Raw genomic sequence first — 23,785 nt, 5'->3', positions numbered from 1 at the left:
CAGGAGGCAATATGTTCAATATCGCTGGCCTGGTGTCAGGCTATGGCCAAAGCAAAGTCATCCACGGTGTCGACATGGCCGTGGCTGCCGGTGAGATCGTCGCCGTGATGGGCCGAAACGGCATGGGCAAGACCACGCTGTTCAAGACCATGATGGGCATGCTGCCCACCATGCAGGGCTCGATCTCGCTGGACGGCAAGGCGCTCGAACGCCTGGAGAGCCATCAGCGCGTGCGCAGCGGAGTGGCTTACGTGCCGCAGGGCCGCATGATCTTCCCGACGCTGACCGTCGAAGAGAACATCCGCACCGGCATGCGCGGGCGGGCACTGCGCAACACCATTCCGGAAGACATCTACGCGCTGTTTCCGGTGTTGCACGAGATGCGCGGCCGGCGCGGCGGTGATCTTTCGGGCGGGCAGCAACAGCAGCTTGCCATCGCCCGCGCTTTGGTCACCAACCCGCGCGTGCTGCTGCTGGACGAGCCCACCGAGGGCATACAGCCGTCCATCATCAAGGACATCGCCCGCAGCCTGCTGGAAATCCGCAAGCTGCGCAATCTGGCCATCGTGGTGTCCGAGCAAGTCCTGAGTTTCACCATGCAGATCGCCGACCGGCTCATCGTGATCGACAAGGGCCGCTTCGTGCACGAAGACCCGCGCGAGCGCGTTGACGAGAAGACGATCAGCAAATACCTGTCTGTCTGAAGCCGTTGTCCATCTCAAAGGAGCATGACATGCCTGAAACCCTGATCAAGGTCGACCTGGCCCAATCCCCCTACGAAAACGAAGGCGTGCACAATCGCTGGCATCCCGATATCCCCATGGCGACGTGGGTCAAGCCGGGCGATGACTTCGTGCTTGAAACCTACGACTGGACCGGCGGCGCGATCAAGAACGATGACGATGCCTCCGACGTGCGCGACGTGGACCTGTCCACGGTGCACTTCCTGTCCGGCCCGGTCGGCGTCGAAGGCGCGGAGCCCGGCGACTTGCTGGTGGTGGACTTGCTGGACATCGGCGCCAAAGACGAAAGCCTGTGGGGCTTCAATGGCTTTTTCAGCAAGAACAATGGCGGCGGCTTCCTGACCGAACACTTCCCTTCCGCGCAGAAATCGATCTGGGATTTCGAAGGCATGTTCACGACCTCGCGCCATATCCCTGGCGTGCGCTTCGCGGGCCTGATCCATCCGGGCCTGATCGGCTGCCTGCCGGACCAGGCGCTGCTGGACAAGTGGAATGAGCGTGAACAGAAGCTGATCGACAGCGATCCGGAGCGCGTTCCGCCCCTGGCCAATCCGCCGGCGCCCAAGACGGCGCATATGGGCAAGCTCAAAGGCGCCGAGCGCGATCGCGCCGCCGCCACCGGCGCACGTACCGTGCCGCCGCGCGAGCACGGCGGCAACTGCGACATCAAGGATCTGTCGCGCGGTTCGCGGGTGTTCTTTCCGGTGTACGTCCAAGGCGGCGGCCTGTCGGTCGGCGACCTGCACTTCTCGCAGGGCGATGGCGAGATCACCTTCTGCGGCGCCATCGAAATGGCGGGTTGGGTGCACATGCGGGTGTCGCTCATCAAGGGCGGCATGGCCAAGTACGGCATTCGCAATCCCATCTTCAAACCCAGCCCCATCACGCCCAACTACAAGGACTATCTGATCTTCGAAGGCATTTCGGTCGATGAAGGCGGCAAGCAGCACTATCTGGACGTGCACATCGCCTATCGCCAGGCCTGCCTGAACGCCATCGAGTACCTGAAGAAGTTTGGCTATTCGGGCGCACAGGCGTATTCGATATTGGGCACGGCGCCGGTGCAGGGCCACATCAGCGGCGTGGTGGACATTCCCAATGCCTGCGCGACGTTGTGGCTGCCGACCGAGATCTTTGAAATCGACATCCAACCCAATGCGCTGGGCGACGTGCCGCAGATAGTGCGCGGCATGGATATGCCCATCGCCAAAGACCTTTGACATTGAGGAGCCGCCATGCCGCTCTATGACTATCGTTGCCAGGACTGCGGCGAGTTCTCCGTGATGAGGCCTCTGTCGCAATGGCGCGACCCCGCGCCTTGCCCCGATTGCGGCTGCGCCTGCGAGCGCTTCGTCAGCGGCGCGCCCGCGGTCTCGGCGCTGTCCTCGGCCATGAACCGGGCGCGCGCCGTCAATGAGCGCGCCGCCCATGAACCCCGCAGCACGCGCAGCGGGCACGGCATGGGGTGCGGGTGTTGCTCGGGGGGGAAGACGACCGGAAAGACACGGCAGACTGCGGATGGGGGGAAGACCTTTGCGGGCGCGCGGCCGTGGATGATCAGTCACTGACGGCGGGAGGGTGACGGTCCGTCAAGCGTCCCGACGCTGCCTTCCACGGGCGGCGTCGACCTCCCCGCAATCGCGTGGCTTGCCCACGTTGCGCGTTCCGCTCTGAACTTCCGTAGCGCAGGAAACGACATCTGACCTGGGATAAACCCGCGTGCCCGCCCCATTTCTGGCGGGCTTTCGCTGTATCAAAGGTTTTTCCTATAGGCCCATCGCAATCCCATATTTGAGCCGACGACGCGCGCCGCCTACCATTTCTCCATATGCCCAGAACGGGCAGCAGGGCGCGTTCAGTCGCCGAATCAGGGGAAACTATGCAGTGGCAACGTCGTATTCTTGGCGCCTTATGCGGCGCCGCAATGCTCTGGGCGGCGCAAGCCGGTGCGACAGAGGGCTTTCCGAACCATCCGGTCAGATTGATCGTGCCGCAATCCGCAGGGTCGGGCGGCGATGTGGTCGCACGACTGCTGGGTGAGAAGATCGGAGCGGTGCTTGGGCAATCCGTCGTGGTCGAAAACCGTCCCGGCGCCAACGGCATCATTGCCGCGAGCTTTGTCGCGAAGGCGCCCGCCGACGGCTACACGCTGATGCTCGCCGGGGTTTCGCAGATGAGCTTTAACCCGCGCCTGTACAAGTCACTGGCGTATCAGGCAGATAAGGACTTCACGTACATCTCGCCCGTGGTGGACACGCCTTTTCTCTTGGTTGCCAGCAAGTCCAGCGGCATCAAGTCGCTGAAGGAACTGCAGACGGCCGCCAAGGCCAAACCCGGCGCGTTGAGTTTCGCCAGCGCAGGCGCGGGCAACTCCACTCATTTGTCGACGGAGATGATTGCCGAGGCTGCGGGCATCAAGCTGATGCATGTGCCGTTCAAAGGCTCGGGGCCGGCGCTGAACGCCGTGTTGGGCGGGCAGGTTGACCTGATGACCAGTGTGCTGGGCGCAGCGTTGCCTCAGGTGAAGGCGGGCAATCTGGTTCCCTTGGCGGTGTTGGCCGAAAGCCGCGCGCCCGACTTGCCCGATGTGCCGACCCTGCGCGAAGCGGGACTCCAGGCGCCGGTGATGCCGGGTTGGTTCGCGGTGGTGGGGCCGGCCGCGATGGACAAGGACGTGGTGTCGCGGCTGAATGCCGCAGTGCAGGCGTCCTTGGCTGACAACGCGATTCAGGAACGCTTGCGGGCGCTGTACCTGGTGCCCATTCCGGGCACGGCGCAGGACATCGCGCGGCGTGCAGCCACGGACGCCGAGGTCTGGGGCGCGTTCATCCAGCGCGCCGGCGTCCTGGCCGAATAGCGCGATCCGTTCAGTCTCTTGTTCAAGGAATGGCATGAAAACGTCTCTCTTCTCAGTCGTGCTGAGCGGGGTCGTGGCGGCTGGCGGACTGTCGGCCGCGCACGCGGAGCCGGCCTGGCCGAGCAAACCCATACGCCTCATCGTTCCCTTCGCGGCCGGCGGGTCAACCGACATCGTCGCACGCAAGGTGGGTCAGAAGCTGAGCGAAAAGGTGGGCCAGCCCGTCGTCGTGGAAAACAAGCCCGGCGCGGGCGGCACGATCGGCGCGGCCTATGCGCGCAGCCAGCCGGGCGATGGCTACACCTTGTTCCTGGGTACGGTCAGCACGCAGTCCGTTGCGCCGTTCCTGTACAAATCGCTGACGTACGACCCGGTGAAGGACTTCACCGCGCTGGCGATGATCGCTACCGTGCCCAACGTGGTCGTCGTCAACAAGTCGCTCGGCATCTCGACGCTGGCAGACCTTGTCGAGCAGGGCCGGTCCAGGCAGGGCGGAATCAGCTATGGCTCCAGTGGCCAGGGGTCTTCCAATCATCTGGCTACCGAAGGGTTGCGCGCGAGTCTGAACGTGCCGTTCATTCATGTGCCATACCGCGGTTCGGGCCCCGCGCTGACCGACACCATGGCCGGCCACGTCGACTTCATGCTGGACGTGGTGATGACGTCATTGCCCTATATCCAGCGCGGCGACCTGAAAGCCGTGGCGGTGACGTCGAAGGAGCGGGTGGGCGTCCTGCCTGACGTGCCCACGGTGGCCGAGCAGGGATATCCGGAATTCGAAGCCATCGGCTGGTTCGGCCTGTTTGCGCCGAAGGGCATGCCCGCGCCGCTGGTCGACCAGATCACTGATTCCATCAAGGACGTCCTGAATGAGGACGATATGAAGCAGTACTTTCTGGCGCAAGGCGCCGTGCCCGGCGGCGTGACGGGCAAGGCGTTCGAGGCGGTGGTGGCCAAGGACCGCGAGCACTGGGGCAAGGTGGCGAACGCCGCCGGCATCAATCCGGAGTAGCGGGCCTGGCGCTATTCGCCAAGCCACGTCACTCCCTGCCAGCGCTTGCTGGCCACCAGGTCGCGCGCCGTCTCGATGACCAGATCGTGTATTGCCATGCAGCCCAGGCTGGTCTGAGCCTGGGCCGACAGGCACAGCGAGGCGCGCCGATGGAAGTTCGGGTCGTTGATGGGAATGGCCGTCACGGATGCGCCGGGCGCTTCACTGCCGGCCAGCGCCGAGGTCGGCAGAATTGTCCAGCCCCGCTTCGCGCGCACGGCGGCCAGCAGGATCGATACCGCGCTGGTTTCCGCCACGAGCGTGTACTGAAGCCCGGCTTCGGCGAATGCCCGCTCGATCAGCACCCGAATGGAATTCGGAAAGCTGGGCAGCAACAGAGGCAGTCCGGCGACCTCCCGCAGCGAGATGGATTTGACGCCGCCGGGCAGGCGCGACCCGACCAGCATCAGCTCTTCGTCCAGCAAGGGCGTGACCTGCATGCGGGGCTGCTGCTGCACATCCATGGCGATCGCCACGTCCATGCGCTGGCGGGCCACGGCTTCGCCCAAGTCGGCGCTGCTGCCTTCGATAAGCTCCAGCGTCACGTCGGGCATGCGCACCGACACGGCTTCGATCAGCCGGTCTGCCAGGACGCGCGATGTGCTGGTGGGCAACCCCAGCGTGACGTGGCCCGCCGGCGTGTCGCGTCCGCGCTCCACGGCAACGCGTGCCTCTTCCACCTGCCTCAGCACCATCTTTGCGTGGCGGTACAGCACACGGCCAATGTCGGTCGTGCTGACGCCCAAGGGGCTGCGCACCAACAGCCGCGTATTGAACTCCGCTTCCAGATTGGCCACATGCTGGCTGAGCGAGGGCTGTGCGATGTGCAGCGCTTCCGCTGCGGCGGTGATGCTTTCGAGTTCGACGATGCGGGTGAAGTACCGCAATTGCCTCAGGTCCATAAGCGATACCTATTGCTTGATTGTGGCTGCTATAAGAACATGGGTTTCAGGATGGTGATTCCTGGTGGATACCCTAGGTTTTCCGGGGGATACAGAGGCATGTGCCCACACATAGGTTTTCCCTATGCTTGCATAGATAAGCCGTATTGGATTCCGGGTGCCGCGCTTTCTAAGATGCCAGCATTGCCGATGATCAGGACCGCCATGCATTCCACCAACAGCCAATCCGCCGCTTGGAAAGTCACGCCCGCCACCTATGCGCAGTCGCGTCCCGAGACGCACGCGATTCCCGAGCCCGTCTCGCGCTATCTTGCGATGCGCGACGGATGCCGCCTTGCCATCGATGTGTATGTGCCGCAGCGTATTGGCGAAGCCGGCGATGCCGGCCACCGCTATCCCACGATCACCTTGTTCACGCCGTACTACCGGCGTTTCAGGATGGATCCGCACGCCGAGGGCGAGCGCGCGCCCAACATCGCGAAGTTCCGCGACTACCTGGTCCCGCGCGGTTATGCGCTGGTGGTGATCGACGTGCGGGGCACAGGCGCAAGCTTCGGCACCCGCGACAGCTTCCGATCGCCGCGCGAGCGCGACGACAGCGTCGAGGTCGTGGACTGGATCGTCGCGCAGCCGTGGTCCGACGGTGTGGTGGGCGCGACGGGCATTTCGTATCTGGGGGCCGCGTCGGACTTCCTGGCCAGCACGGGCCATCCCGCCGTACGTGCGATCGCGCCGCTTTTCTCGGTGTGGGACACCTATGCCGACAATTACTTTCCCGGCGGCATCGCCTTGAAGGCCTTGACGCAAAGCTACGACGATCTGATGGTGGCGATGGATCACGATCAGCGCCATATGTTGTCGGGCGTGGTGTATTACTCCAACCCCGCCTATCAGGGACCACAGCCGGTGGACGAGGATCCTGCCGGGGAGCTGCTGGCGCAGGCCATCCAGGAGCATCTGGGGAATTTCCGGCAGACGGAGTTCATGCCCGAGTTCCGCTATCGCGAAGACCCCTTGCCCTACGACTCGGCGTTCAGTTCCGCATCCTTCAGTCCATACAGCGTTTCGTCGGGCGTCGGCAAGGAGGTCGCGGTGCTGTCGGTCTCGGGCTGGATGGACGGCGCAGGCTACATGAACGGCGCCATCTCGCGATTCCTTACCCTGGCGGACAACCCGCGGCATTTGCTGCTGGGGCCGTGGGACCACGGCGCCCGCATCGATGTGTCGCCGTGGCGCGGCACGCAGATGGCGGATTTTCCGTGGCTGGCGGAAGTGTTGAGGTTCTTCGACCATTACCTGCTGGGCCTGCCGACGGGCCTGGATGCGGAAGACCCGGTGCATTACTGCGCGTTGCATGCCGAGCAATGGCGCAGCGCGTCGCAATGGCCGCCGTTGCCGGCGTCGGAAGAGACCGTGCTGTTTCTGCAGGCGGGCGCGAAACTGGCGAACCGTCCGGACGCCGAGGCAAGTGCCAGCCGCTACCAGGTCGATTTCTCCATCGGCACCGGGCGGGGAACGCGCTATGAGCGCATCGCCGCCATCAACAGCACGGAATACTATCCGGATTGGCAGGGCCGCAGCGATCGCATGGCAAGCTTTACGTCCGAGCCTCTGGTGCGTGAAGCCGAGCTGGCGGGCCATGCGGTGGCGGATATCTGGCTGTCCAGCAATGAGCCCGACGGCGCCCTGTTTGTGTACCTGACCGAAGTCGAGGCGGACGGGACCGAACGCTACGTCACGGAAGGGCTGTTGCGGTTGCTGCATCGGAAGGAAGCCCCTTGCCCGGAAGCGTATCGCACGACTTGGCCGTTCCGCACGTTCAGCAAGGCCGATGCCGCGCCCATGACGCCCGGACGCCAGGAACGCATTCGGCTTGCGTTGTTGCCGACCGCATGGCGGTTTTCAAAGGGCAGCCGGATACGCGTATCGCTTGCTGGCGCCGACCGGGATCATTGCGGCCAAGTTCCCCACGGCAGGCCGCCCTTGTGGGAGATCGGCCTGGGCGCGGCGCAGGCATCGTGCATCAGCTTGCCGCTGGCATTCGACAAGGACGCCCCATGACGGTGGACGGCGCGGCACATGGGAAGGGAAGGCCGGCGGGCCTGTCGTGGGCGGAGCTTGAGGCCTTTGCAAATGCCGTGGCTGCGCCGGAGCCGCACGCCGTGCTGGCCTGCATGGACCGCTTGCTGGGCCGGCACGTCGGGCACAAGCTGTTCACGGCCTTGCAGTATCGCCACGCCGAGGGTCTGGCCGTCCGGCTGTACAGCAGCCGGCCCGATGTCTATCCCGCTTCAGGCGCCAAGCGGATCGGCGGCGCTCCGGCGTTGACGCGCATGTTCGAAACGGGCCGGGCGCAGTTGGCGCCCGATGCCGCGGCCGTGCGAGCCGACTTTCTGGATGCGTCCAGCATCTTTGCGCTGGGGTGTGAAAGCGTCCTCAATGTGCCGGTCATTCACCGCGATCAACTGCTGGGTCAGATCAATCTTTTGCATGATGCTCGCCACTTCCAGCCACACCACATCGACGTCGCCTCCGCGTTAGCGCAGATGGCCGTCGTCGCGTTTCGCTGAAATCGCGTTTTTCCTCGGCATTTGCAGCGCTCGTCGGCGCGCTTCAGTCCAGATCCGCGCTCGCTTCGCGTCTCGTGAAGCGGGCCGCTTTGAACTGCCGCCAGAACGCCGGACGCGATTCCGCGTTCGGGCGGCTATCGCTTTCGCCCCGCCCCGCTTGCCGCGAAAAGCCCCCATGCAGCACAGCATAGGCCGCCAATCCGATCAGCAAACCCCAGAACGCGCCGCCGATGCCCAATAGCTTCACGTTGGCCGCGGCGGCCAGGAACGTGATCAGGGAGGCCTCGCGCGTTTTCGCGTCCGTCATGGCCAGGGCCAGGCTGCCGCCTATCGTGCCCAGCAGGGCCAGACCCGCCAAGGTGGTGATGAAGGTCGCGGGAAAGGCCATGAACACGGCGGCCAGCGTGACGCCGAATGCGCCCACCAGGATGTAGAAAATGCCTGCGGCGATGCCGGCGATCCAGCGCTTGGATGGATCTTCGTGGGCTTCGCGGCCGGTGCAGATGGCGGCGGTGATTGCCGCCACGTTGAAGGCGTGCGATCCGAAGGGCGCCATGAGGAGCGAACCCAGGCCCGTGACGGTGATGATGGGATTGGCGCTGGTCTTGAAGCCGTCATTGCGCAGCACGAGCATGCCGGGCATGTACTGGCCGGTGAGCGTGATGAGAAAAAGCGGCAGCGCGACGCTCAGCAGTGCGTTCAACGAGAAGGCGGGCATCGTGAAGACGGGTTTGGCGAGCTGCAGTTGCAGGCCCGCGAGATCCACGCGTTCCTGAAGCAGCAGGAAGGACAGCCCCAGCAACAGGATGCCGACCACGGCATAGCGCGCCGTGAATCGCTTGAGCATCACATAGGCGATGATCAGCAGCCCGGCCAGCACCGGATCGACGCTCAGACCGCCAAAGGCGCCGATGCCGAACTGAAGCAGGATGCCCGCCAGCAGCCCGGCCGCCACGCCGGGCGGGACCAGCCGGATGACGCGCTCGAAGCAGCCGGAAAGACCCAGCACCACGAAGGCGGCAGCGGAAACCAGATACGCCCCTACCGCCTCGGCGTAGGGTGTGCTCGCCAGGGCCGTGACGAGGAAGGCCGCCGCCGGCGTGGACCAGGCCGTGATGATGGGCTCCCGGCTGGCCCAGCTGAGCACGATGCCGGTGATGCCCACGCCGATGGAGATCGACCAGACCCACGACGCCGTGAGCGCCGGACTCAAGCCCGCCACTTTCGCGGCCTGGAAGACCAGGATGAACGTGCCGCCGTAGTTGACGATGACGGAGATCAGTCCGGCGACAGCGGGGTGGGCGATGTCGCGCAATCGTATCGAACGGGAAGGGATGTTGGACGGCATGGTTTGACGGGACCTCCGGGAAGGGTTCTGGCACGGTGCTGCAGGCCCTGTTTATAGAACTAGAATGGCCTGATGCGCCCCGCCACTTTGGCGGATATAGGCAGACCAATCCCTGAAGGCGGGTCGCGGGGGCGCGGCGCGCCGGAGACGACTTTCCATGTTCAAACACGCGCAGCTCGAATCCGTGAAGGCCTGGATGGGCGACCCGGCGCATCGGGCCTTGCCCTTGCGTTCCCGCATTCAGCGCGCGGTCCGTGAGCTGATCCTCAATGGCGCGCTCGACGCCGGCAAGCCGCTGCCCGCGTCTCGGGCTTTGGCAAAGTCGCTCGAGGTCTCGCGCGACACCGTCGAAGCCGCCTATGCGCAACTGCATGCGGAAGGCTTCATCGAACGCCGCGTGGGCAGCGGTAGTTTCGTGTCCGAAAGCGCGACCTCGTCGGCACGGCGGCGTCCCGCCGTTGCGGCAGGCGACCGCCATGCCACGCCGCTGAGCCGGCGCGGAACCCTGATCTTTCAAAGTGGCGGGCTGCGGGAGTTTTCCGTGCCCCGTCCCTTTGCGCCCGGCGTGCCCGAGACGCGCCGGTTTCCCCTGCAGACCTGGGAACGCCTGCAACGGCAAGTGCTGAAGGAGTACGACAGCCAGGCTTTGGCCCACAGCGCGCCGAACGGAATGGAGCGGCTGCGCCGCGCCATCGCGGACTACGTGAATCTGGAGCGCGGCGCGCAGGCGACGGCCGAGCGCGTGCTGGTCCTGACAAGCTCGCAACAGGCGCTAACGCTCTGCGCGAATGTCCTGATGGATGCCGGTGACGCCATCTGCATCGAGGACCCGGTCTACCACGGCGCGCGCAAAGCCTTCGATGCGGCGGGGCTGTGCTGCGTGCCCGTGCCGCTGGACGATCAAGGCATGGTCGTTGAACGCCTCGACACGCTGGGGCGCGGGGCGAAGGCCGTGTTCATGACCCCGTCGCACCAATTCCCGACCGGCGCCACGCTGTCCCTGGACAGACGGCTGGCGGCGATAGAGTGGGCGCAGCGCAAGCAGGCCTGGATTCTCGAGGACGACTATGACAGCGAGTTCCACTACGCCGGCAAGCCCACCGCCTGCGTGCAGGGCCTGGATCGCCATGGCCGCACCCTCTACATAGGCACCTTCACGAAATCGCTCTTTCCCGGCCTGCGCATCGCCTACATGGTGTTGCCTGCGCAACTCGTGGAGCCCATGACAGTGGCCCGCACGCTGCTGGACGGCCAGACGGCGACGATCTCGCAGTTGACCCTGGCGCGCTTCATGGAAGGCGGGCACTTTGGCGCCCATGTCCGCGCCATGCGGGAAGTCTATGCCGACCGTCGAGACGCGCTGGTGCGCCTGGTGCGCAGGCACCTTGGCGAATACGTCGAGCCCAGGGTGCCGGCTGGCGGCATGCAGTTGCCCTGTCTCTTCGTACGGGATCTGCCGGAGAGCCAGACGGTCGAGATGGCGCGCCGCGCGGGCGTGGATCTGCTGGGGCTGTCGGCGCTACACGCGTCGAACGCGCACAGGGCCGGGTTCCTGATGGGCTTCGCGGCATACTCGCCGCGGGAGATGGAGATCGGTGTCAGGAAGCTCGCCGGCGTGCTGCGCGCCGTGTCGCGCGGAGGCCCTTCCCGCCGCGGGGATTAACGATTCATTAATCCTTGCCCTTTTATAGTCGCGCTCGTCAGCCGGCGTGTGCCTTTACGTCACGTTTCCGCGACCGCACGTGGACGGCGCCGCCGCCGGGAAGCGGGAATAGTCGGGCGCGTTTCAGACGCACGCCTTTCACGGCTGCGCTTTTCAATGGGCGGCATATTGAAACCCCTTTAAATAAACCAGGAGCACGCCGCGGCCTAAGCGTGTCTTTTTGTGTCTGTTATGCCCGCATTTGGCGTGACACTAAATAACGCCGAGTTACGCCGGGATGGTATCTGAGCCGCATATATCGGGAGTGCGGATGGTATCTGTTCCAGCACGCTGTCTAGTACTTGCGGTGGTATTTCCGGCGTAGGTACATATATGGGATGTATGCCGTAGACCTAATTGAATAATTAATGAGATATATCCCCTTTTATTATTGGGGACGCAAAAAAAATCGTTATATATTGCCTCCTTTTTTCGAGAGCTGACCCTAAATTCACGCCGGCTGCATTATTACTTGCCGATACTTTTTAAACATATCGGTAATGTGTGAAAGGAAGCTCGATTAATCCGGAGGAATGAAGTTTTGGCAAACGGCACAAAGAAGTGGCTGACGGCGACGCTCGCCTTGAGCGCGTCCTATGGGGGTAGCGTCATCGCGGCGGACCTGACGATCGGGTCGGGCACTACGCAGGTGTTTGACGGGTCAGCCAACTTTCCGGGCGGAATCGACGTCAACGGCGGCACGGTGGTGATCGGCGGGAATGGCGGCGGGTCGGGTGTGGCGATCGGCGGCAACGTCAACGCCATGTCCAATGGCACGGTCGCGGGTTTCGGTTCGATCAATGGCGATCTGAATGTGACGGGCAATGCCCGCGTCGCGCCCGGTTATTGGGTGGATACGCCGACCGGCGTGTCCAACGGCAATCTGGTCGTGAACGGCAATCTGTCGATGAATAACGCCGTGTTCGATTTCGAGACCGGTTATGCGGGCCTGCCGATCACGCAGCCGGGCACGGGCGACAACATCACCGTGGGCGGCAACGTCGCGCTGAACAACACGACGTTGAATGTGAAGGTCAGCACGCACGGCGTCAACGCCGGGTTCTACCGCATCCTGTCGTACGGCGGCACCTTGAGCGGCTCGGGCCTGACGCTGGGCACGGTGTCCGGCGATTCGGCGCCAGCGGCGACGATCCAGACGCTGACGGGCGACAAGCACATCAACCTGGTCCTGGGCCCCAGCACGACCAACCTGTGGAACGGCAATGGCGTCGCGTCCGCGGCCAATGCGGGCGGCGGCGACGGCACCTGGAGCGCGGCGAGCGGCAACTGGAGCAGCCCGACCAACGCCACCGGCGCGCTGCCCGATGGCGGCTATGCGATCTTCACGGGCGCGGCGGGAACGGTGACGGTCGATGGCGGCGCCGGTCCCGTGCGCGTGTCGGGCCTGCAGTTCGCCACGGACCGGTATCGCCTGCAAGGCGCGCCCATCACGCTGGTAGGCACCGGCGGCAACCCGCCCGTGATCGTCGTGGGCGATGGCACGTATGCGGCGGGCAAGTTCGTCGACATCATCGACAACCCGCTGCAGGGCACGGAAGGCTTTGTGAAGACCGGCGTCGGCTCCGTCATCCTGAATGGCGACAGCAGCAACCTGACCGGTCCCATCTTCATTGCCGACGGCGCGCTGGAGATCAACGGCAAGCTGAATGGGCCGATGGACATCGGCCGCGAGGTAGTGCTGGCAGGGGTGGGGCAAGTGGGCAGCACGACGCTGTATCCCACGGCCGTCATTTCGCCGGGTAACGATGGCTCGCCGATGGGGACGCTGACGGTCAACGGCAATCTCAACTTCGGCCAGGACACGATCTATCGCGTGCATGCCGATCCCACCAGCAGCACCAGCGACCGCATCCATGTGACGGGCGTTGCGTATCTCGATGGCACGGTGGCGCACGTCGGTCCGAACGGCAACTATGCGCCGCGCACGACGTACAACATCCTGACGGCGGACGGCGGCATCCAGGGCCAGTTCACCGGCGTGTCCAGCGCGTATGCGTTCCTGACGCCGACGCTCAGCTATGACGCGAAGAATGCGTTCATGACGCTGTCGCGCAATGACGTGCCGATCGGCAGCGTGGGCGACACGGACAACCAGACCAGTGTCGGCGATGCGCTGGACCAGGAAGCGCCGCCGTCGAGCGGCAATGGCTCGGCATCCACGGGCAACGGGTCGGCCCCGAGCGGCAATGGCTCGACGACCACGGGCAATGGTTCGGCCTCGAGCGGTAATGGCTCGGCGTCCACGGGCAACGGCACGACGGCCCCGAGCGGCAGCGGTTCGGCCGCCACCGGTACGGAATCCACGCCCGCGGGCACGAATCCCGTCGCGCCGGGCGCCGGCTCGTCGCTGGTCGCCAGCGGCAATGGCGCAGGCCAGGCCACGGGCGCCAGCCAGGTGACGCAGGCCGTGCTTGCCATGACGCCCGACCAGGCGCGTGCGGCCCTGAAGCAGCTTTCCGGCGAGGCGTACGCCAGCACCGGCAGCGTGCTGCAAGGCCAGGGCGACGCGGTGCAGACGCTGCCGCTGGCGCACCTGCGCGGCAACCTCGATGCCCCCATGGTCGCGGGACGTCCGACGGCCCAATTGGGCATGGCGTCGTCCGATGCCCTGCCGCAAAGCGGCGCATCGCCCATCTGGGCGCAGGCCTTCGGCAACTGGAGCACCTTCGGGGGCGACGGCAACGCGTCGAGCGTGCACCAGTCGGCGGGCGGGCTCTTTGTCGGCGGCGACGGCGCGGTGGGAGGCGGCTGGCGCCTGGGCGGCGCGGTGGGCTACACCGGCAGCCACAACTCGGTCGCCGATGTGTCGTCGCGCATGAGCGTCGACAGCTACACGGCAACGGTCTTCGGCGGCAAGAACATCGAGGCCGGACCGGGACATTTCCGGTTCATGGCGGGCGCGGCCTACACGTGGCACGAGATCGACGCCAAGCGCAATGTGGCGGTCGGCGGCCTGAACCAGCGGCTCGAATCGTCGTATGACGCCTCGTCGACGCAAGTGTTCACGGAGCTTGGCTACAAGCTGCCGCTGGGCGACGCCTACGCGATCGAGCCCTTTGCCGGCGTGGCCTGGAACCAGGTCCGCACGCGCGGTTTCCAGGAATCGGGCGGCACCGCCGCGCTGCGCGGCGAGGGCAGCACGGACGATGTGACGAGCACCACGCTGGGCCTGCGCGGCGCCATGCTGATCGGCTCCGACAGCGCGCCGGGCCGCCTGACGGCCACGGTGGGCTGGCGCCATGCGATGGGCGATGTGAAGCCGACGCAGAAGCTGGCCTTCGAGGGCGGCAGCACCTTCACGGTGTCGGGCGTGCCCATCGCGCGCGACGCCGCGGTGCTGGGGCTGGGCGCCGAAGTGGCGCTCACGCGCAACACGACGGCCGGCGTGGCATACGACGCGCAGTTCGGCGGCGGCAACCGCCAGCAGGCGGGCATGTTCAAGCTGATGACGCGCTTCTAAGCCGGCATGGGACGTGACCGGAGGAATGCCCGGGCCAGGGCACGAATCCGGGCACGATGCCGATCATGAATCCGCATCGTCGCGACGCGCTGCGGGCTGGGTCCAGGGACCTGGCCTTCAGCGCGTTTTTTTGCCCGCGTCCTCTTTGGCGATTCCTGCCGGCAAGGGCAGCCCTTCGGTCCTTGCCAGTCTTTCCATCGCGACTTCGAGGATTGCGCGCGCCTGGCCTGCGGCGCGGCCCAGTTCGTTGTGCAACTGCGCGTCTTCGTCGTTGCGCGAGGCGCACTGGGCGCTGTAGCGCTCGAAGCTTCCCACCATCAGCAGCAGGTCCGCCAGATGCCTCGGGCACTCGCATTTGAGCCCGCTGCCGGATGCCATGATGGTGAAGAGCGCATGCTCGTCGAATCGCAATTCCGGCGGCGCGCTCGGCGCCTGGACCGGGGGCAGCCGCTCGCCCGCCAGCGCCGAGCGGCACAGCAACAGCAGTTCGCCGATGTCCGCCGGCACGCGCGCGGCCAGGCAGCCGTGCGCGCGCAAGGCGCGGATCGTCGCGCTGGCGCAGAAGCGGTACAGCACGACCACGGCGGCCCCGCCGCAGGCTTGCGCGGCGGCGACGATCAGCGGCATTGCGCTGTCGTGCAGTTCGGACAGTTCGATCACCAGCACTTCGATGTCGCCATCCGGCGGCGCGAGCGCGACCTGATCCAGCGCCGGCCAGTGTTGTTGCACCACCAGATCCAATCCGTCGCGGCCGCTGCCGGCAATGCGCCGGGCCAGGTTGGCGCCGATGACGCCCAGCCTGAGCGGTCCCTGCGGCTTGGGTTGCCGGGCGGCCGCGCCGGCGAGTTCCTGCAACTGGTCCATGGACATGGGCGCCAGCACGCCGATGGCATGCCCCTGATCGACCAGCTGCTTGAGCAGACTGAGCCGGCGGACCTGTTCGGCCGAGTACAGCCGTTGTCCGCGCGCCGAGCGCTCGACCTGCGTGAGGTTGTAGCGGCGTTCCCAGACGCGCAGGGTTTCCGGTGACAACCCCGCCAGGCGGGCCGCCACGCCGCTGCGATAGGTGATGTGGCTGTCCTCTGAAGCCGGCTGCGCGGGTTCCATGGCGTTCCCCATTGCTTTCCCCTGTTTTGACCCGTTATTGAACCGATAATGTTGAATTGTAGCGGTTCAAATCATGGACGAACAGCATTTCGCCGCGTAAATTCATTTCCTAAGCGGTTCAGATTCCCGCTTTCGCCGCTTGTAAACCCCCCGCCGCTGCGGTGCGGATCAATTGGACAAAGGAGTCAACCATGAAACGTCTTCTGGCAGGTATTTCGCTCTCCCTGGCGCTGGGCAGCGCCTATGCCGCCGACATCGTCGACACCGCCAAGTCGGCGGGGTCTTTCAATACCCTGGTCACGGCCGTGCAGGCGGCCGGGCTGGTCGATACCTTGAAGGGGCCGGGCCCGTTCACCGTGTTCGCGCCGACCGACGAGGCCTTCGCCAAGGTGCCCAAGGACAAGCTCGACGCGCTGCTCAAGGACAAGGCGGCCCTGACCAAGGTCCTGACGTATCACGTCGTGCCCGGCAAGGTCATGGCCAAGGACGTGAAGGCCGGCCCCGTGAAAACGGTGGAGGGCAGCTCGCTGACGGTGACCGTCAAGGGCGGGACGGTCATGGTGGATAACGCGAAAGTGGTGAAGACGGATGTCGTGGCCGACAACGGCGTCATTCACGTCATCGATACCGTGCTCATGCCGAAGTAAACAGGCGGGAAAGATGTCCGGCCTTGATAGGCCACGGCAGGAGCGTGGCCTATCCTTTTTGCCCTGCGCCGCGCGTTGCTGCGACGCGTCGGGCGCGTCCACGGCGGCGCTGTCGCCCTGGACGTCGTGAGGTTCCCTAGGTTCGATGCACGTGCCGGCCCGCCGGCAGCGGCGCCGTCGAACGGTCGGGCGCTCCCGCAGGTTCCGGGCGCAGCCAGATCCACACCAGCACCGCCGCCATCGTCAGGCACAGCGGCCAGACGACCCAGGGATGGGGAATGGTGCGCGTCATCACGATCATGCAAAGCGTCATCGACACCGTGGCCATGTACTTGGCGCGGCGCGTGACCATGCGGCCGTTGTGCCAGTTGTGCAGCATGGGTCCGAACCAGCGATGTTCGTGCAGCCAGCGGTGCAGCCGGGGCGAACTGCGCGCCGCGGCCCAGGAGGCCAGCAGCACGAATTCGGTGCTGGGCAGGCCGGGCAGGAATACGCCGGCGACGGCGAGCGCGATGCTGATGAAGGCCAGCGCGAGGTACAGCGCGCGGACCCACGGCTTGCGTGGCGTCATGCGCCGAGTTCGAAGTGCCGTTCCAGCAATTCGCCGAAGCGGTCATAGGCCGCGTTGGCGCCGGCGATCACGGCGTCGTGCGTGGCCGGGTCGAGCGTGTCGCTGTCCAGCGAGGCGACGAAGCGGCGCCAGACGAGGGCGCGGCCTTCCGGGTAGGCGGCCAGGTTGCGCGCGCCGAAGTCGGCCGACAGGCCCAGGTCGGCCTGCGCCTGCTTGAAGAGGAAGGCGGCGCCCAGCGTCGAGCCTTCCGACACGTACAGCCAACCCAGGGCTTCGGGCATGGTCACCCCCACGCTGGCGATGCCATCCTCGGGCACCGCGGCGTCCAGGTCGCGCAGGTCGGCCAGCGAGGCGTCTTCGCGGCCGCGCGCCTGCAGGTCCGGCACGGCGCGTTTGACGGCGTCGTCCTGGAACAGATATTCCACGTCGCGCTGGAAGAGGTATTGCGCGGCGACGAAGCGGGCGTAGGCGATGCGGCTCGAAAAGGGCGCGCCGCGTTCCATGAGGCGATGCATGCGCTCGTGCTGGTCCGCGGTTTCATGCTTGAGGCGGTGCGACAGCGAGGGACGTTCGAGGGTGTCGGTGGTCATCGTCAATGAGGGATGAGGGTCATGGGAAAGACGATCCATCGGGGAGATGGATGATGATGAGTCTTATTATTTCGCAGCGTCTGCCCGATGACACGTTAAAGATGCTTAACAATGCAATGCCCCGGTTTCAGAAGCCGGCTTCGCGCACCAGCACCGCCGCGCCGCGCCGCCACGCGCGCCGCAGCAGGCTTTCAGCCTGTCCGTCGATGACCACGGTGCCGCGCAGGGCCTGCAGGCGCGGCATGGCGGCAGCGGACGCGTCGGCGGGGCGCAGCATCACGCGATAGACGGCGCTCTCGGGCACGAGCCCTTGCGATTCGGGGTCGGGACGCCCCGCGCCCTGCGGCGCCTGCACGGCGGCGACCGCGCCGCCATGGGTGGAGCTCAGTTCGGGCGCGGCGTTCAGGCGCCGGGTGGCGGTGGCGCCGATGTCGGCCACGACCAGGGCGATGGCGTCCTGTCCGGGGTCCTCGGGCAAGAACCGCGCGCGGGCCCCGACGCGCAGGCGATGCAGGTCGCCTTCGGACGCGTAGGCTTCGACGATCATGTGCGCCGGATCGGCCAGCGAGGCCAGCCATTCGCCTTCGCCGACCCATTCGCCCGGCGCGAGCGGATCGGCCAGCTCCGCGGCGACGCCGTCGAAGGGCGCGCGGATGGTGAGCTGCTGGCGTTGGCGCGACAGCACATCGAGGCGCTCGCGCGCCGCCTGCAGTTCGCCGGCGGCGACCGGCACCGAGGCCGCGGTGTCGCGGGTCATGGCCTGAAAGGATTGCTGCCATTGCAGCAGCCGGATGCGGCGCGCCAGCGAATCGATCTCGTGCGCGATGTCGGGCGCGTCCAGCACGAACAGCGTCTCGCCGGCGCGGACCGGCTGGCCCGCGCCGATGGCGATCTGCTGGATCTGCGCGCCCGCGGGCGCGACGATGCGGGCCTGCTGCGCCGCGCGCATCAGGGCGGGCGCCTCGACGCGCGTGCGCCACGGCACGATGACGGCCAGCACCGCGATCAGCGCGACGCAGGCCGTGATCCGGCTGCGGCGGTTCCAGCCGCCGCCGCGATGGCGGGTCAGGCGTTCGCGCCAGGCGCGCAGTTCGTTGTAGATGGGGCGCAGGACGAACGCCACGATCTCGATGGCGAACAGGACGATGCCCAGCAGTTTGAATGCCATGTGATAGACCAGCAGGGCAATGCCCAGGAACAGGAAGAATCGGTAGATCCACACGCAGAACGCGTAGGCGATCAGCGTGCGCTCGCGCCACGGCGCGAACACCTCGGGCCGGTCCTCGCCCAGTCCGAACAGCCATTCGCGCAGCCGCCACCGCGCCAGCGCGAACGACCGGTTCTGCAGGTTGGGGACATTGAGCGCATCGGTCAGCAGGAAGTAGCCGTCAAAGCGCATCAGCGGATTGAGATTGACGGCCAGGGTCAGCAGCCAGGTCGTCGTGGCCAGGGTGAACGCGGCGCTGCGCAGCATGCCGTCGGGCAGGAAGCTCCACGCGAGCGTGGCCCAGGCGGCCAGCGCGGTCTCGGCCAGCATGCCGGCGGCGCCGATGGACATGCGCTGGCGCCGGCTGGCCAGGCGCCAGGCCCCCGACGTGTCGGTGTACAGCACCGGCCACATGACCATGAACGCCACGCCCATGGTGGCGACGCGGCAGCCATGGTGCTTGGCCGCGTACGCGTGGCCCAGCTCGTGCAGCACCTTGGCCGCGCCCAGCGTGGCGGCGGCGGCCAGGGCGCCTTCCAGCGTGAAAAAGTGCAGGAAGGTGTGCAGGAACTGGTCCCACTGGCGCGCGGCCAGAAACAGCCCCAGTACGCCGGCCGCCAGCGTCAGGCGGAAGAAGACGCCCGACAGCAGCGCGCGCCGCACCGCGGGCAGCGTGCGTTCGAGAAACGCGTCGGGCCGCACCAGCGGGATGCGGAAGAACAGGTACTGGTGGACCAGGCTCTTGAGCCAATGGCTGCTGCGCCGCGCCTGCGCTTCCTTGGCGTAGCGCGCGATGGCGTCGGGGCCGCGCAGTTGCGCCAGGCTGTTGGCCTGCAGGAACTGGGCAAAATCCTGCACGTCTTCCTCGCTGACCGCCAGCGTGGTGTCGCGGGCCGCCGCGCTGGCCACCGCATCGGCGCTGCCCAGGCCCCAGCGCGCCAGCATTTCCGCTTCCGCCCAGCCGATCTGGAAGAACAGGCCCCGGCCCGGGTCTTCCAGCGTCCAGGCCGGCGAGCCGTCGTGGTTGGGCGGCGCGCGATGCAGCAGCAGCTCTTCGCGCAGCGCGGGCAGCGCGCCGCTCACATGCCCAGCCATACGCGCAGCGTTGCCAGCGGTTTGCGCAGCAGGTAGCCGGCCAGCGGTGTGCGCTCGCCGTACAGCTTTGCGGTGCCCTTGAGACCCACGCGCGGCTGCGCGGCCAGCGCGTCGTCGTCCAGGCGCGCACGGACGCGATAGGCCATGGTGCCGTCGGCGGTGGGGGCGGCGCGATAGCCTACGCGCAGCAGCGTGGCGGGCAAGGGATCGGCCGGCGCGGTGTTCAGAAAGAGGCGGACCGGGGCCTGGTCCGGCAGCGCGATGGCGTCGCCGACCGGCAAGTGGATGTCCAGTTCGACGTCGGCCGGGTCGGCGACCATCATGATGCGCTCGCCCAGCGCGACGGGCTTGCCGATCCAGTCGGCCGGGTCGTCGAACAGCACGATGCCGGCGCGTTCGGCGCGCAACTGGGCGCGCGCCACGGCCCGGTCGTAGAAGTCCATGTCGCTCGCGGCCTGTGCGCGCTTGCCCTGCGCCAGCGCCAGCGTGGCCTTGCTACGGTCGTCGACCAGCGCCTGCTGCTGGTTCTGCCGCAGTTCGGCGTCGGCGACGGCAAGCGCCTGGCGGGCGCTTTCCAGCCGCCCTTCGAGGTCGCGCACGTCCAGCGCGGCCAGCAACTGGCCTTTCTCCACGGCCTGGTTGGGCGTGACGGCGATCTGGTCGACCACGCCCTGCAGCGGCGCGCGCACGGCCATCGGCGCGCGCGCCACGATTTCGGCGGGCGCCAGCACCGATTGGCGGACCGGCACGAACAGGAGCGCGACGGCGGCCAGGCCCAGCGCCAGCCAGATGCGCGTGCGGCGTCTGCCATGGCGCAGGCGGGACCACCAGGCGGCCGCGCCGCGCGGCGTCCGCGCGGGCGCGAGGGCGCGCCAGGCGTGGGCATAGGCGTCGGCCAGCAGGCCCAGCATCGCGGTCTCCGCGCCCGTCCACGGGGCGTCGCGCCACAAGGCCAGCAGGGCGTCGCGGGGGCGCGCGCCGTCCGCCGCATCCAGCGGCAAGCGCAGCAGCAGGCCATGGCCCGGCAGATGCTCTGCCCACATCGCCTGTTCATCGGGACTGGCGGAAAAGGCCCCGCTGGCGTTGTCGGCCGCGCGGCGCGACAGCAGGCCGGCCAGCCACGCCGTGTAGGGCGCGTTCGCGTCCGGCACGGCCAGGCCCGACAGCGCGGCGATCCGGCCGTCCGCGCCGGCGCCCGGCAGCCACAGCGCCGCCTGCCGGTACGGCGCCAGCGCATGCGTGTCGTTGACCATCAGGAAGCCCAGCCCCTCCGTGTCCGCGCACGCACGCGCGCGCTTTTCCAGCTGGAGCAGCGCGGCCAGCCGCTGTTCTCGCGAGATGGCGTCTGTCACGGCGCGCCCGTGGCGGGAAGGTCCACGCGGACGCTGCCGCTCATGCCCGGCAGCAGTTGCGCGGCGGTGTCCTGCGCATCCGCGAGGCGTCCGATGATCTTGACCGACTGGCTGACCGGGTCCACCGCGCCGGCGATGTGCGACACAGCGGCCTCGTAGGTGCGTCCCGTCTCGTCGACCGTGATGCGCAGCGCCGAGCCGGGCTTGAGCCAGGCGAGCCAGCGCGACGGCACGATCGCTTCCAGTTCGAAGGCCGAGTCGTCGTAGATGCTGAGGAGCTTCTCGCCTTCGGCCACGCTTTCGGCGGCGCGCGCGTAGGTTTCGCCGACCCGGCCCGCGAACGGCGCGTTGACGGCGCAGCGGTCCACGAGGACGCGTTCGGCGCTGCTTTCCGCGCGAGCGACGGCCACGGCCGCGCGCGCCTGTTCGACGTCGGAACGGCTGATGGAGCGCAGCGCTTCGAGCTGTTCGGCGACGGCCTGCTTTTTGCGCGCGGCCGATTCGGCCAGCACGGCGCGTTCCAGGCGGGCGCGGTTCAAGGCGCAGTCGTAGGCGACCAGCACATCGCCCTGCTTGAAGCGGTCGCCCTCGCGAAACGGCAGCGCGTCGATCTTGCCGGACAGGCTGCTTGAGATGACGGCGCGGCGCGCGGCCACCAGTTGCGCGCGGGCGCTGTCGGGGGCGGGAGTGGCGGCCGCGGCGGGCATGGCAGGCGTTCCCGCCGCCGGCAGCGGCGCGGCCAGCGGGGTCGGTCCCGGCGCCTGGGCGAGGGCCGCGGGCGGCAGGGCTAGGCAGACGCTCAGCAGCAGGCCCGCGCGCGTGGCGGATCGGATCACGTTCCGCATATCAGCGCGCGCCCGCCGGCAGGGCCGAGGCGTCCGCCGGGCCGGCGGCGGCCACCGAGCCCAGGCTGCTCCACAGATTGCCGGTGACCGTGCGCAGCGCGGCCGGGATGGCCGGTTCGATGACGGGCGCGGCCGCGTCGGCCACGGGGGCGGCGACGGCCAGCCCTTCCGGCGCGCCAGCCTGCGGCGGCGGCGCCAGGCGCGGGATGTCGACGTGGCCGCTCTCGATCTGCCGGTTGGTGTCCGCGATGTCGCGCGCCAGGCTGGCCAGGCTCTCGTCGGCGATGCGATCGGGCAAGGGGTCGATGCCGGCCGCCTGGTAGATCGTGTTCTGCGCATTGACCAGCTCGGCATAGCTCAGGTCGCGCGCCCGCGTGGCAAGCAGCGTTTCGACCTTGGCGCGCACGACTTCCAGGTGGGTTTCCGCGCTGCTGCGCGCGGCGTTTTCGGTCTGCACCTGGATCGCATCCTGCAGGCGGCTCAGCTCGCTGGCGCGGCGAAAGGCAGTCTCGGCACGCTGGCGTTCAAGCCATGCGATGTGGACCTGGCTGAGCACCGTCATGCGCAGCGCCTGGCGCCGCAGTTCGGCCACCTTCTCGCGCGACTCGCCAGCGCGGCTGATGGACGACCACGACAGCACGTTCAGGAGGTTCCAGCTGACCTGCATGCCGGCGTCGGCCCAGTTGTTGTTGACGAGGTATTTGTTGCTGTCGTAGTTCAGCCCGCCGAAAAGCGAGGCGTTGGGCAACAGGCGCAGCAGCGACATGCGCGTTTCCAGCACGGCGTTGCGCGCGAGGTAGCTTTCTTCGCGCAGTTCCGGACGGCGGACCATGGCCAGGGCCTCCAGGTCCTGCAGTTCGTAGGCCAGGGCGGGCGGCGCGAGCGTGGCCGCGTCGGGCGCGGCCAGCTGGAAGTCGGCCGAGGGCGGCAGATTCATCAGCGTGGCGAGCCGGGCCTTGGCCTGCGCCAGTTCGTTGTCCAGCGCTTCGGTCTGGCGCACCATGTTCAGCAGGTCGCGCTGATAGCGCAGCGCCAGGATGGGCGCCACCAGCCGCTTCTGCTCGGTCTGGCGCGCGTATTCCAGCGTCTGGCGGGCTTCGGCCAGGGTCGAGGCCACGCGGTCCTTCAGGCGTTCGGCGGTGACGGCGTTCCAGTAGGCCGTGCGCGTCTGGCGGATGATGTCGGCCACCACGCGGCGGCGCCGCTCTTCCGCGGCCAGCGCCTTGTTGCCTTGCGCCTTGGCGCCGAAGTAGCTCAGGCCAAAATCCAGCACGTTCCACGTCAGTTGCAGGTCGGCCGTGTGCGTGTCGCGCTCCTGGCTGGTCGAGGGCACGAGCGACTGCTGGCCGGTGGCCAGCGATTCGCTGGACGAACCGTAATCGTTGTTGCGCGCGCGCATGCCCGCGCGGGCGGTCAGCTTGGGCAGCATGCCCTGCTTCTGCACGTCCACCAGGTCGTCTTCCAGCGCGCGCTCCATCAGGGCCAGCCGCTGCTCCAGGTTGTACTTGACGGCGCGGGCGATGGCTTCGTCCAGCGTGATGGGACCCGTCACCGGCTCCTGGCGGGCGAACATGGCGCCGCGGTCGGACTGGTCGAGCTGGAGCAGGTCCTGCGTGCTCAGTGTTTCGGGCGGCGTCACGGCGCAGCCGGCGAGAACGGCGGTGGCGAGCACCGTCAGGGCGAAGCGGCGGGCGCGGTGTGTCATGGGCGTTTCGGA

Annotated in this window: 19 protein-coding genes; 10 read left to right on the top strand and 9 right to left on the bottom strand. The window is 67.2% G+C overall.

Going from position 1 to position 23,785, the window contains the following annotated elements:
- The first annotated feature begins 11 nt into the window (after window positions 1-11).
- The 5 genes from urtE (at window position 12) to BMW75_RS03320 (ending at window position 4,612) form a co-directional block, all read left to right on the top strand.
- Window positions 12-704 (top strand): urea ABC transporter ATP-binding subunit UrtE, encoded by a 693-nt coding sequence (gene urtE / locus BMW75_RS03340; RefSeq protein WP_076517789.1) that lies wholly within the window; start codon window positions 12-14, stop codon window positions 702-704.
- Between the two features lie 29 nt (window positions 705-733).
- Complete coding sequence (gene fmdA / locus BMW75_RS03335) at window positions 734-1,963, top strand: formamidase (RefSeq protein ID WP_092576736.1); 1,230 nt, start codon at window positions 734-736, stop codon at window positions 1,961-1,963.
- Window positions 1,964-1,978: 15 nt separating this feature from the next.
- Entirely contained in the window at window positions 1,979-2,311 is a 333-nt protein-coding gene (locus BMW75_RS03330; protein WP_092576733.1) for a zinc ribbon domain-containing protein, read from the top strand.
- A 311-nt stretch (window positions 2,312-2,622) separates the two neighbouring features.
- On the top strand, window positions 2,623-3,600 hold the full coding sequence (locus BMW75_RS03325; protein ID WP_092576730.1) for a Bug family tripartite tricarboxylate transporter substrate binding protein: 978 nt from the start codon (window positions 2,623-2,625) through the stop codon (window positions 3,598-3,600).
- A gap of 34 nt (window positions 3,601-3,634) precedes the next feature.
- Entirely contained in the window at window positions 3,635-4,612 is a 978-nt protein-coding gene (locus BMW75_RS03320; RefSeq protein WP_092576728.1) for a Bug family tripartite tricarboxylate transporter substrate binding protein, read from the top strand.
- 11 nt (window positions 4,613-4,623) lie between these two features.
- Here BMW75_RS03320 and BMW75_RS03315 read toward each other — a convergent pair whose 3' ends face one another.
- Window positions 4,624-5,553, bottom strand: a complete 930-nt coding sequence (locus BMW75_RS03315; protein ID WP_092576725.1) for a LysR substrate-binding domain-containing protein — start codon at window positions 5,551-5,553, stop codon at window positions 4,624-4,626.
- Window positions 5,554-5,757: 204 nt separating this feature from the next.
- On the opposite strand from BMW75_RS03315, the gene BMW75_RS03310 reads away from it, so the two are divergent.
- A complete protein-coding gene (locus tag BMW75_RS03310; RefSeq protein ID WP_092577309.1) occupies window positions 5,758-7,614 on the top strand; it encodes a CocE/NonD family hydrolase in 1,857 nt (618 codons plus the stop codon).
- Entirely contained in the window at window positions 7,611-8,123 is a 513-nt protein-coding gene (locus BMW75_RS03305; RefSeq protein WP_092576722.1) for a GAF domain-containing protein, read from the top strand. The genes BMW75_RS03310 and BMW75_RS03305 overlap by 4 nt, the downstream gene beginning before the upstream one ends.
- Window positions 8,124-8,166: 43 nt before the next feature.
- On the opposite strand, the gene BMW75_RS03300 is transcribed toward BMW75_RS03305, so the two are convergent.
- The gene (locus BMW75_RS03300) at window positions 8,167-9,471 is read right to left on the bottom strand and encodes a benzoate/H(+) symporter BenE family transporter (protein WP_092576719.1); all 1,305 of its coding nucleotides are present in this window, start codon (window positions 9,469-9,471) and stop codon (window positions 8,167-8,169) included.
- A 157-nt stretch (window positions 9,472-9,628) separates the two neighbouring features.
- On the opposite strand from BMW75_RS03300, the gene BMW75_RS03295 reads away from it, so the two are divergent.
- Together BMW75_RS03295 and BMW75_RS03290 are read left to right on the top strand one after the other, a co-directional pair.
- Window positions 9,629-11,134, top strand: coding sequence for a MocR-like pyridoxine biosynthesis transcription factor PdxR (locus tag BMW75_RS03295; protein ID WP_092576716.1), 1,506 nt, complete (start codon window positions 9,629-9,631; stop codon window positions 11,132-11,134).
- A gap of 580 nt (window positions 11,135-11,714) precedes the next feature.
- On the top strand, window positions 11,715-14,654 hold the full coding sequence (locus BMW75_RS03290; RefSeq protein WP_092576714.1) for an autotransporter family protein: 2,940 nt from the start codon (window positions 11,715-11,717) through the stop codon (window positions 14,652-14,654).
- A 117-nt stretch (window positions 14,655-14,771) separates the two neighbouring features.
- Here BMW75_RS03290 and BMW75_RS03285 read toward each other — a convergent pair whose 3' ends face one another.
- Window positions 14,772-15,761, bottom strand: coding sequence for a MerR family transcriptional regulator (locus BMW75_RS03285; RefSeq protein WP_092577306.1), 990 nt, complete (start codon window positions 15,759-15,761; stop codon window positions 14,772-14,774).
- Window positions 15,762-15,952: 191 nt separating this feature from the next.
- On the opposite strand from BMW75_RS03285, the gene BMW75_RS03280 reads away from it, so the two are divergent.
- Window positions 15,953-16,408: a fasciclin domain-containing protein gene (locus BMW75_RS03280; RefSeq protein ID WP_076517738.1), complete on the top strand. Its 456-nt coding sequence runs from the start codon at window positions 15,953-15,955 to the stop codon at window positions 16,406-16,408.
- A 136-nt stretch (window positions 16,409-16,544) separates the two neighbouring features.
- Here BMW75_RS03280 and BMW75_RS03275 read toward each other — a convergent pair whose 3' ends face one another.
- The 6 genes from BMW75_RS03275 to BMW75_RS03250 all read right to left on the bottom strand — a co-directional run bounded on the left by BMW75_RS03275 (window position 16,545) and on the right by BMW75_RS03250 (window position 23,773).
- Window positions 16,545-16,979, bottom strand: coding sequence for a YbaN family protein (locus tag BMW75_RS03275; RefSeq protein ID WP_092576712.1), 435 nt, complete (start codon window positions 16,977-16,979; stop codon window positions 16,545-16,547).
- The gene (locus BMW75_RS03270) at window positions 16,976-17,569 is read right to left on the bottom strand and encodes a biliverdin-producing heme oxygenase (protein WP_076517734.1); all 594 of its coding nucleotides are present in this window, start codon (window positions 17,567-17,569) and stop codon (window positions 16,976-16,978) included. Before BMW75_RS03270 ends, BMW75_RS03275 begins: the two co-directional genes overlap by 4 nt.
- Window positions 17,570-17,696: 127 nt before the next feature.
- The gene (locus tag BMW75_RS03265; protein ID WP_092576709.1) at window positions 17,697-19,871 is read right to left on the bottom strand and encodes an efflux RND transporter periplasmic adaptor subunit; all 2,175 of its coding nucleotides are present in this window, start codon (window positions 19,869-19,871) and stop codon (window positions 17,697-17,699) included.
- Window positions 19,856-21,223 (bottom strand): efflux RND transporter periplasmic adaptor subunit, encoded by a 1,368-nt coding sequence (locus BMW75_RS03260; RefSeq protein ID WP_217646927.1) that lies wholly within the window; start codon window positions 21,221-21,223, stop codon window positions 19,856-19,858. Before BMW75_RS03260 ends, BMW75_RS03265 begins: the two co-directional genes overlap by 16 nt.
- Window positions 21,220-22,059 carry an efflux RND transporter periplasmic adaptor subunit gene (locus tag BMW75_RS03255; protein ID WP_175493085.1) on the bottom strand — a complete coding sequence of 280 codons (840 nt, stop codon included), beginning with the start codon at window positions 22,057-22,059 and terminating at the stop codon, window positions 21,220-21,222. Before BMW75_RS03255 ends, BMW75_RS03260 begins: the two co-directional genes overlap by 4 nt.
- A gap of 10 nt (window positions 22,060-22,069) precedes the next feature.
- The gene (locus BMW75_RS03250) at window positions 22,070-23,773 is read right to left on the bottom strand and encodes a TolC family protein (protein ID WP_092577298.1); all 1,704 of its coding nucleotides are present in this window, start codon (window positions 23,771-23,773) and stop codon (window positions 22,070-22,072) included.
- Between the last annotated feature and the right edge of the window lie 12 nt (window positions 23,774-23,785).

The organism is Achromobacter sp. NFACC18-2 (assembly GCF_900108985.1).
GTDB lineage: Bacteria > Pseudomonadota > Gammaproteobacteria > Burkholderiales > Burkholderiaceae_B > Achromobacter.
Note: the sequence above shows the minus strand (reverse complement) of the source record. Positions and strands in the feature narration are given on the sequence as shown.